14 protein-coding genes and 1 pseudogene are annotated in these 14,951 nt (G+C 72.2%); 3 read left to right on the top strand and 12 right to left on the bottom strand.

Features of this window, described 5'->3' with window-relative positions; all coding sequences use genetic code 11:
• The 7 genes and pseudogenes from RT91_RS03950 to RT91_RS03975 all read right to left on the bottom strand — a co-directional run.
• Positions 1-478, bottom strand: a pseudogene (locus RT91_RS03950) (transposase); the annotation flags it as partial.
• A gap of 209 nt (positions 479-687) precedes the next feature.
• Positions 688-852 carry a hypothetical protein gene (locus RT91_RS21930; RefSeq protein ID WP_160321841.1) on the bottom strand — a complete coding sequence of 55 codons (165 nt, stop codon included), beginning with the start codon at positions 850-852 and terminating at the stop codon, positions 688-690.
• Positions 853-1,037: 185 nt separating this feature from the next.
• On the bottom strand, positions 1,038-2,144 hold the full coding sequence (locus RT91_RS03955; RefSeq protein WP_035185786.1) for a substrate-binding domain-containing protein: 1,107 nt from the start codon (positions 2,142-2,144) through the stop codon (positions 1,038-1,040).
• Complete coding sequence (locus RT91_RS03960; protein WP_035185787.1) at positions 2,141-3,205, bottom strand: ABC transporter permease; 1,065 nt, start codon at positions 3,203-3,205, stop codon at positions 2,141-2,143. Before RT91_RS03960 ends, RT91_RS03955 begins: the two co-directional genes overlap by 4 nt.
• On the bottom strand, positions 3,192-4,709 hold the full coding sequence (locus RT91_RS03965; RefSeq protein WP_035185788.1) for a sugar ABC transporter ATP-binding protein: 1,518 nt from the start codon (positions 4,707-4,709) through the stop codon (positions 3,192-3,194). The genes RT91_RS03960 and RT91_RS03965 overlap by 14 nt, the downstream gene beginning before the upstream one ends.
• Positions 4,706-5,590 carry an NAD(P)-dependent oxidoreductase gene (locus tag RT91_RS03970; protein WP_035185789.1) on the bottom strand — a complete coding sequence of 295 codons (885 nt, stop codon included), beginning with the start codon at positions 5,588-5,590 and terminating at the stop codon, positions 4,706-4,708. Before RT91_RS03970 ends, RT91_RS03965 begins: the two co-directional genes overlap by 4 nt.
• The gene (locus tag RT91_RS03975) at positions 5,587-6,384 is read right to left on the bottom strand and encodes a glucose 1-dehydrogenase (protein WP_013640101.1); all 798 of its coding nucleotides are present in this window, start codon (positions 6,382-6,384) and stop codon (positions 5,587-5,589) included. Before RT91_RS03975 ends, RT91_RS03970 begins: the two co-directional genes overlap by 4 nt.
• A gap of 146 nt (positions 6,385-6,530) precedes the next feature.
• Between RT91_RS03975 and RT91_RS03980 the strand changes: the two genes are divergently transcribed.
• Positions 6,531-7,559, top strand: coding sequence for an L-idonate 5-dehydrogenase (locus RT91_RS03980; RefSeq protein WP_035185790.1), 1,029 nt, complete (start codon positions 6,531-6,533; stop codon positions 7,557-7,559).
• Between the two features lie 11 nt (positions 7,560-7,570).
• The gene (locus tag RT91_RS03985; protein WP_011942354.1) at positions 7,571-8,617 is read left to right on the top strand and encodes a LacI family DNA-binding transcriptional regulator; all 1,047 of its coding nucleotides are present in this window, start codon (positions 7,571-7,573) and stop codon (positions 8,615-8,617) included.
• Here the strand turns inward: RT91_RS03985 and RT91_RS03990 are convergent.
• A complete protein-coding gene (locus RT91_RS03990; protein WP_035185791.1) occupies positions 8,612-10,279 on the bottom strand; it encodes a methyl-accepting chemotaxis protein in 1,668 nt (555 codons plus the stop codon). The two genes, RT91_RS03985 and RT91_RS03990, sit on opposite strands and share 6 nt — an antisense overlap.
• A gap of 250 nt (positions 10,280-10,529) precedes the next feature.
• Here RT91_RS03990 and RT91_RS03995 point away from each other — a divergent pair, with 250 nt between their 5' ends.
• A complete protein-coding gene (locus tag RT91_RS03995) occupies positions 10,530-11,486 on the top strand; it encodes a hypothetical protein (protein WP_011942352.1) in 957 nt (318 codons plus the stop codon).
• 9 nt (positions 11,487-11,495) lie between these two features.
• Here RT91_RS03995 and RT91_RS04000 read toward each other — a convergent pair whose 3' ends face one another.
• The 4 genes from RT91_RS04000 to narJ are packed head-to-tail and all read right to left on the bottom strand — an operon-like array spanning position 11,496 to position 14,951.
• Positions 11,496-12,842 carry a nitrate/nitrite transporter gene (locus RT91_RS04000; RefSeq protein ID WP_007423599.1) on the bottom strand — a complete coding sequence of 449 codons (1,347 nt, stop codon included), beginning with the start codon at positions 12,840-12,842 and terminating at the stop codon, positions 11,496-11,498.
• Positions 12,839-13,585, bottom strand: a complete 747-nt coding sequence (locus RT91_RS04005; RefSeq protein ID WP_035185792.1) for a peptidylprolyl isomerase — start codon at positions 13,583-13,585, stop codon at positions 12,839-12,841. Before RT91_RS04005 ends, RT91_RS04000 begins: the two co-directional genes overlap by 4 nt.
• Entirely contained in the window at positions 13,582-14,298 is a 717-nt protein-coding gene (narI, locus tag RT91_RS04010) for a respiratory nitrate reductase subunit gamma (RefSeq protein ID WP_035185793.1), read from the bottom strand. Before narI ends, RT91_RS04005 begins: the two co-directional genes overlap by 4 nt.
• A complete protein-coding gene (gene narJ / locus RT91_RS04015; protein WP_035185794.1) occupies positions 14,295-14,951 on the bottom strand; it encodes a nitrate reductase molybdenum cofactor assembly chaperone in 657 nt (218 codons plus the stop codon). Before narJ ends, narI begins: the two co-directional genes overlap by 4 nt.

Genomic DNA, 14,951 nt, shown 5'->3' on the forward strand with positions numbered 1-14,951 from the left:
GCGCCCATGACGCAGCAGGAAGCCGGACAGCTGCTGGCGCGCCTGCCGTAGTGCTCGCACCGCCATCAATCGAGTCCGGACCAGGTCACGGATCGCTTCATGCGCCGGATCCGGCACCCAGACCGCCGTCAATTCCCCCGCCCGATGCAGCCTGGCCAGGTTCACCGCATCCCGACGATCCGTCTTGAYYCGTTCCCCCGGCTTGCCGAGGGATCAGCGACGGCGCCACCACCACGCAGTCATGCCCGGCCGCCGTCAGCTGTCGCTGGATCCCGTAGCCACATGGACCCGCTTCATAGCAAAATCGCAGTTCCCCGCCCACGCGCTGCAACTTCGTCACCACCCTCGTCAGCGCCTCCGGGGTGTTCGCGATCCGGCCATACTCGCGCACGTCATCGCGGCCGCCAGATTCCGCCAGCGCGACCGTGATCGTCTCCTTGTGCACGTCCAGCCCGATAAAAGTGATATGCTTTCCCATGACCCGTCTCCTATGCATTGAGGCTCGGCACCGGACCTCCCGGCGCAACCCTCGGAAACCTGCATACTGCGAGACGGGTCACCCCAATCTCAGGCGAACATCTGGTCTAAACTATTGTTTTTTCAAGTGTCCACTGTGAATCTGAAATCCGATGGATTTCAGATTCGGGACACTAGAGCATCTTTATCAATGGGATGGAGGCGCGGCGGTCAGCGGGCGAAGGCGGCGAGCAGCAGGGGGGCGGCGGCGAAGCCGGCATAGGCGAACAGCACGGCGAGGTTTTCCGCCTGCTGCCAGCGGGCGATGCCGCGGCGCAGGGTGGTGACGTGCGGGTCGAAGACGATGCGGTCGGTCAGTTCGGTGGTGGTGGGCATGGACGTCTCCTTCGCGCGGTTCCGCGCGGCCGGACTCCGGGCCGGCCGCAACTGCTGGTTTTGCTGATAGTCGAATTGTCGCGCCATGCGTGTTGCGAAATCGGCGCGGCTGGTTCGCGGCGGGCGCGGTGCCCGCCCCGCGAGACGGTGGATCGGAAGCGGGGCGGGGGATGGCGGCGCCGGTTTCAGCCGGCGCGGCCCCAGATCCGCAGGAACACCTTCTTGTAGCCGTTGGGCGGGTTGAACACGTCCTTCGCACCGCCGTCCTGGTTGACGTTCTCGGGGGTGAAGAGGTGCACCGGGTCGGGCTCGGCGACCGGCTTCTGCCCGGCGAAGGCGCGGTTCAACTCGTCGACGCATTGCCAGCCCTCCAGCTCCAGCGGGGCGGCGACGGTCGCGGTCTGGAACTGTTTCGAGCGGATGCGCTGGAAGGCGGATTGCGAGCCGTCGCCGGCCGAGACGTTGTAGGGCGGGCCGTCGCCGCGATGGCCGGCGGCGGACAGGCCGGGGGCCATGTAGTCGTAATAGAGGTCGTTGATGGCGAGCGAATAGGTCCAGCTCTTGCCGTATTTGGCGAGCAGGGCGGCGGTCACCTGCGGCATGCGCGTCGCGGTGGAGGAGAGCGGCACGTTCTCGATGCCGAGCAGGTGGCAACCCTTGCACGCGCGGATGATCGCCGCCATCCGGTTCGACTTGGCGAGCGCGATCGAGAATTCGCTGGTGGTGAAGATGACGACGCCGGCATGCCCGTCCGAGCGGGCGATGGCGTAGAGGGCGGCGGCGCGGGCGACCTCCAGCGGGTCCTGGGCGACGTTGTAGACGATGGCGGGCTTGGCGATCGGCCCCGGGTGCGGGCTGACATTCCAGCCGACCACCTTGATCCCGGCCTTGTCGGCCTGTTCGATGAAGGGGGCGGATTGCGTCGCATCCAGCCCGCCAAGGACGATGCCGGCGGGCTTCAGCGCGATCGCCTCGGACAGGGCGGCGTTCTGCCCGGCCGCCGTGCCCTTGCCGTCGAGCAGGCGGAAGCGCCAGCCGATCGCCTTCGCCGCCGCGCGCACCGCCTCGCCCACGCCGCGCGCCCCGCCATTCGACTGGTTCGACGAGACATAGACGATGAACTTGCCTTCCACCGCCTTCGGCCCGGTGGTCGGCCCGGTATAGGGCAGGGCGGGATTGGTCGCGGCGGCGACATATTGCCGCGCGGTCGCGAGCATCGAGGGCGCGGCCAGCGCCGGTGTCGCGAAGCCGGCGACGGAAAGCGCCGCCAGCAAGGTGGTTTTCCTTTTCATGAGTCCTCCCCGGTTGCGGCGGGCGCCGGCGGCGCCGCCTTGATGAGACCGCCGCGCCGCCGCTGGGCGAGACCGGCCAGGCCGATCGAGACCACGAGGGTGACGCCGTTGAACAGGCTGGAGACGAAGAACGCGCCGCCGAGCTGCTCGATCCCGGAAATGCCGACCGCGAGCAGCAGCTCCGCCACCACCGTGCCCCACACGTTCACCCGGCCGGGGCGGATCGTGGTCGAGCCGAGAAAGGCGCCGACCAGGGCGGGCAGCAGGTAGCTCAGGCCGAGGCTGGTCGCGCCGATCCGCAGCTGTGCCGCCAGCACCACCGAGGCGAAGGCGGTCAGCACGCCGGAGGCGACGAAGACGAGAATGACGTGGCGGCGCACCGCGATGCCGTTCAGCTCGGCGGCGCGGCGGTTGGCGCCGATCGCGTAGAGCACGCGGCCGAGCGGCATTCGCTCGGTCACCAGCCAGAGCAGCAGCGCCACCACCAGCACGTAGAGCGCGGGGAAGGGCACCAGGCCGAACAGGCGGCCGTCGTTGATGGCGGTGAAGGCGGCGGGCAGCGTGCCGACCACCTGCTCGCCGCCGGTATACCATTCGGCGAGGGCGTAGATGATGGTGCCGGTGCCGAGTGTGGCGATGAAACTGTCGATCTGCGCGATCTCGACCAGCATGCCGTTCATCAGCCCGAACAGCCCGCCGAGGACGAGCACCGCCAGCACCGCGAGCGGCCAGGGCCAGTGATACTGCACCTGCAGGCTGATCGCGATGATCGACCACAGCACGATGCCGTAGCCCACGGTCAGGTCGATCCGCCCGGCGATCATCGGCGGCAGGGCGGCGAGTGCGAGCAGGGCGACGACCGATTTCACCACGAAGATCGCCCGCATGTTGCCGGCCGTGGGGAAAGTGTCCGGCAGCAGGAGCGAGAACAGCACGATCAGTGCCACCGTGAGGATCGGCAGGCCATAGACGGTGAGCATGCGGCGGCGGAGTTCGGCGCGCGGCAGGGCGGCGCGCTCGGCGCCGCTCGGCTCCAGCGCGTCGGACTTAAGCGATTCCATCGCGGATCTCCCCGGCTTCAGGTGGTGCCGCCGCCGCGATGCCGGCGGAGGCGGCGGCGAGCAGGCGTTCCATGGTCAGCGCCGCCCCGGCGATCTCGGCGACCACGGCGCCGCGGTCGAAGACCAGCGCGCGGTCGCACAGTTCGGCGATCTCCTCGAAATCCGACGAGACGACGACGATCGCCGCCCCGGACGCGGCGGCGGCGGCGAAGAGGCGGTAGATGTCGGCCCTGGCACCGACATCGACGCCGGCGGTCGGGTCCTCGAACACCAGCAGCCGGGCGGACTGGTCGAGCCAGCGGCCGACCACGACCTTCTGCTGGTTGCCGCCGGAGAGCTGCTCGATCGGCAGGGCGGGATCGTTCGGCCGCAGGCCGACGGCGCGGCCGAGGGCGATGGCGCGGCGGGCGAGGCGGCCGGGCGGGACGATGGAAAGCGGCTTCATGCCGTGGGCATAGGCGTTGAGGAAGGCGTTCTCGGCGACGGTCAGGCGCGGCGCGGTGGATTCGCCCACCCGGTCGCCGGCGACGAAGCCGATGCCGAGCGCCATCGCCGCCTGCGGGGAGTCCGGCGCGGACGCGATTCCGTCGAGCAGGATGCGGCCTTCGCCGCGCGGGGCGAGGCCGAACAGGGCGCGGCCGAGGCGCTCCTGTCCGGCGCCGACGAGGCCGGCGAGGCCGAGGATTTCGCCGGCGCGGACCGAAAGGTTGACCGGCGGGCCGCCGGCGACCGAGAGGTCGCGACATTCCAGCCGGACCGGGCCGGGTGCGGCATCGGCGCGGCGATGGCGGGCGACGGCGCGGCCGACGATCATGCCGATCAGCGCCCCGGCATCGAGTGTCGCGACCGCGCCGGACCCCGCCAGCCTTCCGTCGCGCAGCACCACCGCCTGGTCGGCCAGGGCAAACACCTCGTCCAGCCGGTGGGAGACATAGAGCATCCCCACGCCCTTGGCGCGCAGCCGGCGCAGTGCCGTGAACAGCCGCTCGACCTCGGCGGCGGGCAGGCTCGCGGTGGGTTCGTCGAGCACCAGCATCTCGCCCTCGCCGGCCAGCGCCCTGGCGATGGCGACCAAGGCGCGCTCGGCGCGGGCGAGGTCGCGGATGCGGGTTTCGGGGTGGAGATCGACGCCGAGTTCGGCCAGCGCGGCGGCGGCGCGGCGGGCGGCGGCACGGCGGTCGATCAGGCCGAGGCGGCGGGGAAAGCCGAGGGCGAGGCCGAAATTCTCGGCGATCGTCATCCAGTCCACCAGGCCGAGATCCTGGTGGATGAAGCGGACCGGCAGGGCGCCGGGGGTGGCCGGCGCGCCGCGAAAGCCGATCTCGCCGCGATCCATCGGGTAGACGCCGGCGAGGATCTTGATCAGCGTGGATTTGCCCGCCCCGTTCTCGCCGAGCAGGGCGACGATTTCACCTTCATTGACCGTGAGATCGACCGCATCCAGCGCCCGCGTGCCGCCGAAACTCTTGCAGATGCCGCGCATGGCGAGCAGCGGGGCGGTCATGTCGCGCCGGTCTCGCGCCGGGGAAAGGCGCGCATCAGGGCGGCGGTATCGGCCGCGCCGAGGCCCTCGGCGACGCGGGCGCGGTGAGTGGCCAGAGCCGCCTCGAGCAGCGGCAGCGCGAGGCCCGCCTCGGCGGCGAGGCCGGCGGCGCCGGCGAGATCCTTCACCATGTTGTCGAGCCGGCCGGTCGGGGTTTCGTCGCGGGCGGCGAATTTCGCGCCGAACTCGCGCAGGATGGCGGAGTCGGCGCGGCCGCCGGCAAGCGCCTCGGGCAGGCGGGCGGCATCGACCCCGGCGGCCTCGGCCAGCGCGATCGCCTCGGCCAATGCGGCGAAGCCGGCGCCGCAGAGCAGCTGGTTGACCAGCTTGGCCGCCTGGCCGGCGCCGGTGCCGCCCATCAGGGTGAAGCGGGCGGCGAGATGGTCCATCACCGCGCGGGCGGATTCGAAATCGGCGCTGGTGCCGCCGGCCATCACGGTGAGCCGCCCGGCCAGCGCGCCCGGCGCGCCGCCGGAGAGCGGGGCATCGAGCCAGCGCCCGCCGCAGGCGGCGGCGAAGCCGGCGGCGAGGGCGCGGGTCGCCACCGGGTCGATCGAGGACATGTCGATCACCAGCGTCTCCGGCCCGGCGGCGGCGGCGATGCCGCCGACGCCGAAGGTGACGGCGCGGATGCCGGCGGCGTCGTTCAGGCTGAGAATGACGAAGGGGCAGCCGCGCGCGGCCTCGGCCGGGGTGGCGGCGGGCAGGGCGCCCAGCGCGGCGAGGGCGGCGAGCTTGGGCGGGTTGCGGTCGTGCACGCGCAGGCTGAAGCCGGCGGCGAGCAGGCGGCGGGCGATCGCGCTGCCCATCACCCCCGCGCCGATCAGCCCGATCGCGGTCATACGACGCTCGTCAGCCCGCCATCGACGAAGATCATCTGGCCGTTGACGAAATCCGCCGCGGCGCTGGCGAGGAAGATCGCGGCGCCCTTCAGCTCGTCCGGCTCGCCCCAGCGGCCGGCGGGGGTGCGCGCGGCGAGCCAGGCGGAGAACTCGGCATCCTCGGTGAGGGCCGCGGTCAGCTCGGTGCGGAAATAGCCGGGGGCGATGGCGTTGACCTGGATGTTCCGCCCGCCCCATTCGGCGCAGAGGCCGCGGGTGAGCTGGCGGACCGCGCCCTTGCTCATCGTGTAGGGGGTGATCGAGGCGCGGCCGAGCTCGCTCTGCACCGAGGCGATGTTGATGATCTTGCCGCGGTTGCGGGCGAGCATCCGCCGGCCGACCGCCTGCGCCATGACGAAGGCGGCGCGGACGTTGAGCGCCATGATGCGGTCGAAGGCGTCGAGCGGGAAATCCGCCGCCAGGGCGCGGTGCTGCAGCCCGGCATTGTTGACCAGGATGTCGATCGGCCCGTCGGCCTCGATGCGCTCGATGGCGGCGGCGGTGGCGTCGGCGTCGGTGACGTCGAAACAGGCGGCGTGGGCGTCGAGCCCGAGGGCGCGCAATTCGGCGACGGCGGCCTCCAGCCGGCCGGCATCGCGCGCGTTCAGGATGACCGTCGCCCCGGCCTCGGCGAGCCCGGTGGCGATGGCGCGGCCGATGCCGCTGCGCCCGCCGGTGATCAGGGCCCTGCGGCCCGAAAGGTCGAACAGAGTCAGTCCCACGTATCCATCCCTCGACCGGTCCGCGCCGGTCATTTTTTTGCTCCGCCGGCGGATGCCGGCATTTTTTGCTCCGCCGGCTGGCGCCGGATGGTTGCCGAAGTGCGGGAACCGGCGCATGTTAGCGGTAACACAAGATGGCGTAACACGAAGTCGGGCCACCGCTCAAGGAGGAAATCACCATGACAGCGATCGTGATCCACGCCGCGGGCGATCTCAGGATCGAGGACAGGCCGGCGCCGCCGCCCGGGCCGGGCGAGGTGCGCGTACGGGTGCGGCGAGGCGGGATCTGCGGTTCCGACCTGCATTACATGCGCCATGGCGGGTTCGGCCCGGTGCGGCTGGCCGAGCCGATGGTGCTCGGCCACGAGGTGGCGGGCGAGGTGGAGGATGCCGGGGCGGAGACGGGCTTCGCGCCGGGCGAGGCGGTGGCGATCGACCCGTCGCTGCCCTGCGGCGCCTGCCGGTTCTGCGCCGCCGGGGCGACGCAGCATTGCACCGACATGCGGTTCTTCGGCAGCGCGATGCGCCGGCCGCATATCCACGGCGCGTTCCGCTCCGCGATCACGGTGCCGGCGCGCCAGCTCGTGCGGCTGCCGGCGGGGCTGGCGGTCGAGCGCGCCGCCTTCGCCGAGCCGCTGGCGGTGGGGCTGCACGCCGCGACACGGGCCGGGATCGGGCCGGGGATGCGGGTGATCATCGCCGGGATGGGGCCGATCGGCCTGCTCGCCCTGCTCGCCGCACGGCATCGCGGGGCCGCCGAGATCGTCGCCTGCGACGTGCTCGGCGCGCCGCTCGCCCTCGCGGCAAGGCTGGGGGCGACGGAGACGGTCGATCTCGGCCGGGAGCCGGACGGGTTGGCCCGCTTCGCCGGGGGCAAGGGCTGGTTCGATGCGGGGATCGAGGCGTCGGGGGCCGCTTCCTCGCTCGCCGGGCTGATCGGGGTGGTGCGGCCGCAGGGGCGGATCGTCCAGCTCGGCCTCGGCGGCGACATGAGCCTGCCGCTGATGGCGCTGGTGAGCAAGGAGATCGAGCTGGCCGGCGCCTTCCGCTTCGGCCCCGAATTCGCCGAGGCGGTGGCGCTGCTCGCCTCTGGCGCGATCGACCCCGACCCGTTGCTCAGCGCGGTGCTGCCGGCGGAGCGGGCGGCGGAGGCCTTCGCGCTCGCGGCGGACAAGGCGCGGGCGGTGAAGGTCCAGCTCGCCTTCTAGGCGGTTCCGCGATGGCCTCCCCGCCCGACCGCGCGCCGACGATGGACGATGTGGCCGCCGCCGCCGGCGTGTCGAAGATGACGGTCTCGCGGGCGCTGCGCGGCGCGCGCGTGGCGGCGGCGACGCGGGCGCGGATCATGGAGGCGGTGGCGCGGCTCGGCTATGTGCCGCACGCGGCGGCGGGCGCGCTGGCGAGCCGGCGGTCCGGCTTCGTCGCCGCCATCGTGCCCTCGATGGACAATTCGAATTTCGCCGAGACGATCGCCGGGCTGGAGGCGGCGCTGCGCCAGGCGGGGCTCGACCTGCTGCTGGGGACCACGCTCTACAGCAATGCGCGCGAGGAGGAGCTGCTGCATACGCTGATGCGGCACCGGCCGGAGGGGATCGTGCTCACCGGCGGGGTGCACAGCCGGCGGGTGGCCGCGCTGCTCGGCCGCTCGGCGCTGCCGGTGGTGGAGACCTGGGACCTGCCTTCATCCCCCATCGGCGGGGTGGTCGGGTTTTCCAACCGTGCGGCGGGGGCTCTGATGACGGCGCATCTCGCCGCGATCGGGCGGCGGCGGATCGCCTTTCTCGGCGGCGCCTCAAGGCGGGACCCGCGCGGCGAGGATCGCGGCCGGGGGTATGAGGAGGCGCTGGCGGCCGCCGGGCTCGGGCCGCCGCTGCTGTTCCGCCACGGCCAGCCGCCGCTGTCGATGCGGCACGGGGCGGAGGGCATGGCGCTGCTGCTGGAACGCTGGCCGGAGACCGACGCGGTGGTGTGCGCCAGCGACCTGATCGCCTTCGGCGCGATCGCCGAATGCCAGCGGCGGGGGATCGGCGTGCCGGAGCGGATCGCCATCGGCGGGTTCGGGGATTTCGAGGTGTCGCGCTGCGCGGTGCCGGCGATCAGCACGGTGGCGGTGGATGCGCGGGGGATCGGCGAGCGGGCCGGGGCGATGCTGGTGCGCGCGGTGGCGGCCCGCCGCCGCGGCGAGGCGGCAGCGCCGGAGCGGATCGAGGTCGGACTCCGGCTGGCGGCGCGGGGCAGCACCGTCGCGCCGCGCCGGGATTCATGACGCCGCGAGTTCGAGACGGCGGGCGGCGGCTTGCGGCGATTGCTGCGAGAAGCGGAAATGGGAGACGATGTTGGCCAGCGCCGTCGCCTCGCCGGCGAGGGTGGCGGTGGCGGCGTTCGCCTCCTCGGCCATGGCGGCGTTCTGCTGGATCGCCTTGTCGAGATGGCTGATCGCGGTGTTGATCGCGCCGATATCGTCGGACTGGGCGGTGACGGCGGCGGCGATGTCGGCGATGCGGAGGTTCATTTCGTCGACATTGCCGAAGATTCCCTGCAGCGTCTCGCCGGTGCGGCCGACGAGATCGACGCCGGCGGAGACCTGGCTGCGCGAGGCGAGGATGAGCGCGGTGATCTCCTTCGCCGCCTCGGACGAGCGCTGGGCGAGGGCGCGCACCTCGGAGGCGACCACGGCGAAGCCGCGCCCGGCCTCGCCGGCGCGGGCGGCCTCGACCCCGGCGTTGAGCGCGAGCAGGTTGGTCTGGAAGGCGACCTCCTCGATCATGTCGATGATCTGGGCGATCTGGCCGGAGGAATTCTCGATCGCGTGCATCGCGGCGACGGCCTCGCTGACCAGGCGGCTCGATTCGCCGGCGACGCCGGCCGCGGCCGTGGCACTGGCGCGGGCGCGTTTCGCATCCTCGGCGGTGGTGCGCAAATGCCGGTCGAGCTGGGCGAGGGCGGCGGCGGATTCCTCGAGGCTCGCCGCCTCGCTCTCGGTGCGGCGGGCGAGATCGTCGGCGGCGGCGCGGATCTCGCTCATCGAGGTGTCGATCACCGCGGAGGACTGGTGGAGCTGGAGCATCGTCGTCCGCAGGGCGCCGACGGCGCCGTTCAGGTCGCCGGCGATCGCATCGAAGGGCGCGGGCAGGCCGGCGGGCACCGCCACGTCGAGCTCGCCGGCGGCGAGGCCGGCCAGGGCCTGCTTGATCAGGTCGACGGCGCGGACGCGGTCGGTCACGTCGGTGGCGAAGATCATGATGCTGGCGAGTCGGCCTTCGGCATCGCGCATGCCGTTGTAGGATTCGGCGAGCCAGACGGCGCTGCCATCGTGGTGGCGGCGGCGGACCTCGGTGACGAAATGCTCGCCGGTGCGCAGCCGGTCCCAGAACCGGCGATAGGCGTCGCCGCTGACGTCTTCCGGGGTGGCGAGGATGCGGTGATGCTGGCCGACCAGCTGCTCGCGCCGGTAGCCGACGGCGCGGAGGAAATTGTTGTTGACGTCGATGATCGTGCCGTCCGGCGCGCATTCGATCATGCCGCGCCCGCTGGCGATGGTGTGCAGGCCGCGCGCCTCGCGCATGGTGCGCAGCTCGTCCTCGGTGAGCGGGAGGATCAGCTCGACCGTGCCGCGCGCGGCACCGGCGGCGAGGGCGTGGGCGGCGACATGGACATAGACCGGCTCGCCGCCGGCGGTGACGAGTTTCTGGATGCCGCGCCAGCCGCCGCCGGCGGCGAGATGGCGCAGATAGCCGGCATCGGCGGCGCCGGCGATCAGCCCGGCGCGGGGCTGGCCGGCGAGCTGCGCCGGCGTGCGGCCGAGCAGGGCGCAGAACGCCTCGTTCGCCTCGGTCACGGTACCGTCGGCCCCGACCTGGACGATGCCGGCCATGGCGTTCAGCGACGCATGCACACGTCGGCTGGCACCGTTGAACGGAAACTTCATCAAATGGCCTCCAAAGGAGATGGAACGTCACGTTATCGTTACAATCTCGCCTAGTATTGGGGCGGGTGGTTAAATCACGATTAACGGAATCGATAGTCTCACTGACGGATACGAAATCCATGAAATTTGGACGTTGATGTTTCGATTATTGGTCAAACGCGGTGTTTGCCGGGCTGGCGGCGGCGCCGTCTATTGATTTTTGCGCCGCCGGCTTCGAAGCTGGGGCGGAACGAATGCGGGGAGGGACGCAATGGACGGCGCGGCGGCGGGCGAGGGGGGACGGTTGCGAATCGGGATCGCGGCGTCGGCGGCGATGCGGAGCAGCGAGGTCTCGCCGCTGTTCGGCCTGTTGCGGGATTTCGCGCCGTTCCTGTCGTCACCGGCGGTGGCGCTGCACGCGGTGGGGGCGACCTGCGACGCCATCCTCGCCTCCGGCCTGCTGGCGGGAAACCCGCCGGCGCGGCTGCGGCCGGCGCGCGAGGGCGGGGTGATCACCCTGACCTCGATGGTGGTGCCCGACGCCGAGGGGCGGGCGGCGCTGGATTTCGTGATCTACCTGATCGATCCGGTCGACCCGATCGGCGTGTTTCCCGAGATGCAGGCGCTGAAGCGGCAATGCGTGGTGCATGGGCGGCCGTTCCTGACCAACAGGGGCGCGGCCTCGGAATGGTGCGCGCTGGTCTGGAACGGCATGGCGGGGATCGACCGCACCGGGCTTGCGGCGCAGCTCGCCCGCTGGGTGCGGCCGGAGGCGACGGCGACGGAGACGATCGGGCTGATCGCCCACGATACGCAGAAGCCGGTGATGCTGGATTTCGCCCGGCGGCATCACGCGCTGCTCTCGCGCTTCGGCCGGCGGCTGGCGACGGGGACGACCGGCGGGCTCCTGAACGGCACGGTGCCGGCGCGGCTGCGGGCCGAGACGGCGACGCTGCTGCCGCTGCTGCCGCCGGCGGTGCCGGGATGGACCACCGCCTTCCAGTCCGGCCCGCGGGGCGGGGATGCGCAGATCGCCGAGGAGGTGCTGGAAGGGCGCTGCCGGCGGCTGATCTTTTTCGAGGACCCGCATGTGGCGCGGGAGCATGAGGCGGATATCCAGCTGCTGGAGCGGGCGACGCGCTTCGCGCCGGACGGGTGCCTCTGCATCAACGACACGGCGAGCGCCGAATTCTGGACGAGCGGCTTCGGCGCGCTCGTCCAGGGGTGAGGGAGGCGGTCAGCGCGACAGCGCGGCCTTCGGGTTCATCGTCGGGTCCGCCCGGCGCGGGCCGAGGCGGAGCACGCCGGTGAGGGCGAGGCTGGCGACGGCGAGGACGACATAGACGAGGAAGCCGCGCGCGTAGCCGGCGGCACCCATCGTGCCGACGAAATGGCCGAGCAGCGGCGGGACGGCGAAGCCGCCCAGCGCGCCGAGGCCGCCGACCCAGCCGGCGGCGCCGCCGACCGCGTGCGGCACGTAGTTCGGCACCAGGCGGAAGACGGCGGCGTTGGTCACGCCCATGCCGGCGCCGACCAGGAGTTCGCCGCTCACCGACAGGGCGAAGCTGCCGGACAGCGTCATGATCAGCGCGCCGGCGAGCAGGACGAGCAGGGCGAGGGCGGCCACCGCCTCGCCGCCGAAGCGGTCGGCCCAGGCGCCGCCGGGCACGCGGATCAGCGAGGAGAGCAGCGAGAAGCCCGCGGTCAGGATCACCGCCGTCCAGTGCGTGGTGCGGAAGAAGCTCTGCCAGTAGATCGGGAACCAGGCGGTGAGGGCGAGGAAGCCGCCGAAGGTGGTGAAGTAGAGGAGCACCAGCGCCCAGGTGCGCCATTCGGCGGCGGCCTCGCGCAGGGCGCGCAGGGCGCTGGCCTGAGGGAAGAGCTCCTGCCCGCAGGCGGCGGCCTCGGCGGCGGCGCCCTCGCGCGAGAGGCCTTCGTGGCGGAGTTGGAAGAAGGGGGCGTTGTGGCCGAGCACGAGATAGGCCGCGATGCCGGCGACGACGATGCCGAGGGAGACGAGATAGGCGCCCCAGAGGCCGATGAAGACGATCAGCAGCGGCAGGATCAGCGCGACCAGGCCGGGCGAGGTGTTGCCGAACCCGGCATAGGCGGCGAGCGCCCAGCCCTGGTTGCGCTTCGGGAACCAGTAGGAGACCTGGCCGATGCCGACCGAGAAGGTGGCGATGCCGCAGCCGCCGAGGGCGCCGAAGAGCAGGAGCAGCGGATAATGCTGCTGGCCGAGATGGGTGGGGTAGAGGGTCAGCAGCATGTAGTAGAGCCCGCCGATGCCGATGACCGAGAGCACCAGCAGGATCAGGAAGGGTAGCTTGCCGCCGGTGGTGTCGACCCAGGCGCCGAAGGGGATGCGCAGCAGCGAGCCGGTGAGCATCGGGATCGCCACCAGGAAGCCGACCTGCTCGGGCGAGAGATGCATCACCCGCACGAAGCTGTGCGCCGTCGGGCCGAACAGGGAGACGGCGCCGAAGCCGATGAAGAAGCCGATCGTGGCGCCGAACAGGGCGTGGTTCGGGCTGCCGCGCAGGGCGGGGCGGGGGGTGGCGCGCGGTTGAAGCGGGTCGCTCATGGCGCGGGTTCCTCTTCTGCTGAAACGTCGGTCAGGGTGGCGGCGTAGGCGCGTGCCGCATCGAGCCAGGCGCGCTGGCGCAGGTGGTCGCGGATGCGGTCGCGCACCGCCTCGAAGGGGAGGTCGCGGCCGTCCTCGCGGCGGTCGAGGCGGAGGAGGTGGTAGCCGTGGCGCGTCGGCACCGGGACGGGGCAGATCGTGCCGGGCGTCATCGCCGCCAGCATGCTGGCGATTTCCGGCGTGACGTCGCGCGCGGTGATCTGGCCGAGGCCGCCGCCATCCGCGCCGCTCGGGCAGGCGGAGTGCTCGCGGGCGAGGCGGGCGAAGCTGTCCGGGCGCGCGGCGAGGAGGGATGCGAGGCGGGCGGCCTCGGCGCGGGCGGGGGCGCGGGCGTCCTCGGCGGACATGTCGGCGGCGATCAGGATATGCGCGGCCTCGAACAGGGGCGGGGTGCGGAAGCGGGCACGGTGGCGCGCGAACTCGGCGCGGCAGTCGGCCTCCGACACGTCGGCGACACGGATCCTGCGTTCGAGCAGGCGGCGGATCCGGCTTTCGTCCGCGGTTTCGCGCACCGGCGCGTCGTCCTCCGGTTCGGGGGCGAGGCCGGCGCGGTCGGCCTCGGCGAGGAGGGCGGCGCGCAGGCGCAGCGCGCGCTCGGCGCGGCGCCAGGCCTCCTCGCGCGTGGCGGCGGGGTGGTGCTGAAGCTCGGCGGCGATCGCCGCTTCGGAGAGGGCGGCGCTCATGGCCGGCGCTCCCGCACGAGGGCGGGGGCGGGGCGGCGGGTGCGCACGATCTGGTAGCCGCGGCGGCCGAGATACCAGACCGGCGCGCTCCAGACATGGACCATCCGGGTGAAGGGCGAGACCAGGAAGATGGTGAAGCCGAGCAGGATGTGCAGGCGGTAGACCAGCGGCGTGCCGACCAGCAGTTGCGCGACGTCGGGCTGGAAGGTGACGACGCCCTTGACGTAGCCGACCAGCTGCTCGAACAGCCCGCCGCTCATGTGCAGGGCGGAGACCGGCACGGTGAGCAGGCCGAGGGCGAGCTGGCACCAGAGCATCAGCACGATCGCGATGTCGCGCTTGCGGCTGGTGCTGCGGATGCGCGTGTCGGTCAGGCGGCGGTGGATGAGGATGGACAGGCCGATGATGGCGATGATTCCGGCCAGCCCGCCGACCGCCATCGCCAGCAATTCGTGCTGCGCCGGGCTGATCAGCCAGGAGACCGCCCAGTCCGGCATCAGGAAGCCGACGAAATGGCCGCCGACCACGGTGAGCACGCCGTAATGGAAGAGGTTGGAGCCGAGGCGCAGGCGCTTGCGGCGCAGCAGCTGCGAGGAGTCGCTCTTCCAGGTGTAGGCGCCGTGATCGAAGCGGATCAGGCTGCCGACCAGCAGCACGGCGAGGCAGACATAGGGGTAGACGCCGAACAGGGCGGTGTTGATCCAGCTGCTCATGGGAGGTCTCCGGCGCAGGCGGCGGGCGAGGGGGCGGCGGTGAAGCGGACCGGGGCGTCGGCCCAGGCGGCGTCGCGCGCGGCGGCGGGCTCGTCGTCCGGCGAGGCGGGGACGAGATCGGCCGTCGCCTCCGGCGCGCGATCGGCGGCCGCCTTGGGGGCGAGGGCGAGCAGGGCCGCGAGGGGGGCGGCGTAGTCGCTGCGGCGCTTTTCGAGGCGCTGCGCCAGCGAGGCGGCGATCGGGCGGATCTCGCCGAGCAGGGCCAGCGCCTCGTCGGCCGGGATGGCGTCGAGATATTCGAGGAAGAGGGGCAGGAAGTCGGGCAGTTCGCCCGGCGCCATCTCCAGCCCGTGCGCCTCGTATTGCGCGCGCAGGTCGACCATCGCCTGGCCGCGGTCGCGCGATTCGCCGTGGACGTGCTCGAAGAGGTAGAGCGAGAGCGAGCGCGTCTGGTCGAACAGGGCGACGTAGCGTTCCTGGGTGTCCAGCAGGTCGTCGGCGGCGATGCGCAGGGCGAGGCGGGCGAGACGCTCGGCGAGGTCGGGCGGCAGGGCATCGGCGGCGCGGCAGAGGTGGGCGATGTCGGGTGCGGCGTCGCGCAGCGCGTCGTCCGGATAGGTCAGCAGCAGGCTGAGCAGCTTGAAAATTCGCAT

It is taken from the genome of Acidiphilium sp. JA12-A1 (assembly GCF_000724705.2).
In the GTDB taxonomy this organism is placed as follows: domain Bacteria; phylum Pseudomonadota; class Alphaproteobacteria; order Acetobacterales; family Acetobacteraceae; genus Acidiphilium; species Acidiphilium multivorum.

Coding starts and splice junctions, on each gene's coding strand:
- RT91_RS21930 (WP_160321841.1), bottom strand. CDS start 852: ATGCCCACCACCACCGAACTGACCGACCGCATCGTCTTCGACCCGCAC.
- RT91_RS03955 (WP_035185786.1), bottom strand. CDS start 2,144: ATGAAAAGGAAAACCACCTTGCTGGCGGCGCTTTCCGTCGCCGGCTTC.
- RT91_RS03960 (WP_035185787.1), bottom strand. CDS start 3,205: ATGGAATCGCTTAAGTCCGACGCGCTGGAGCCGAGCGGCGCCGAGCGC.
- RT91_RS03965 (WP_035185788.1), bottom strand. CDS start 4,709: ATGACCGCCCCGCTGCTCGCCATGCGCGGCATCTGCAAGAGTTTCGGC.
- RT91_RS03970 (WP_035185789.1), bottom strand. CDS start 5,590: ATGACCGCGATCGGGCTGATCGGCGCGGGGGTGATGGGCAGCGCGATC.
- RT91_RS03975 (WP_013640101.1), bottom strand. CDS start 6,384: ATGACCGGCGCGGACCGGTCGAGGGATGGATACGTGGGACTGACTCTG.
- RT91_RS03980 (WP_035185790.1), top strand. CDS start 6,531: ATGACAGCGATCGTGATCCACGCCGCGGGCGATCTCAGGATCGAGGAC.
- RT91_RS03985 (WP_011942354.1), top strand. CDS start 7,571: ATGGCCTCCCCGCCCGACCGCGCGCCGACGATGGACGATGTGGCCGCC.
- RT91_RS03990 (WP_035185791.1), bottom strand. CDS start 10,279: ATGAAGTTTCCGTTCAACGGTGCCAGCCGACGTGTGCATGCGTCGCTG.
- RT91_RS03995 (WP_011942352.1), top strand. CDS start 10,530: ATGGACGGCGCGGCGGCGGGCGAGGGGGGACGGTTGCGAATCGGGATC.
- RT91_RS04000 (WP_007423599.1), bottom strand. CDS start 12,842: ATGAGCGACCCGCTTCAACCGCGCGCCACCCCCCGCCCCGCCCTGCGC.
- RT91_RS04005 (WP_035185792.1), bottom strand. CDS start 13,585: ATGAGCGCCGCCCTCTCCGAAGCGGCGATCGCCGCCGAGCTTCAGCAC.
- narI (WP_035185793.1), bottom strand. CDS start 14,298: ATGAGCAGCTGGATCAACACCGCCCTGTTCGGCGTCTACCCCTATGTC.
- narJ (WP_035185794.1), bottom strand. CDS start 14,951: ATGCGAATTTTCAAGCTGCTCAGCCTGCTGCTGACCTATCCGGACGAC.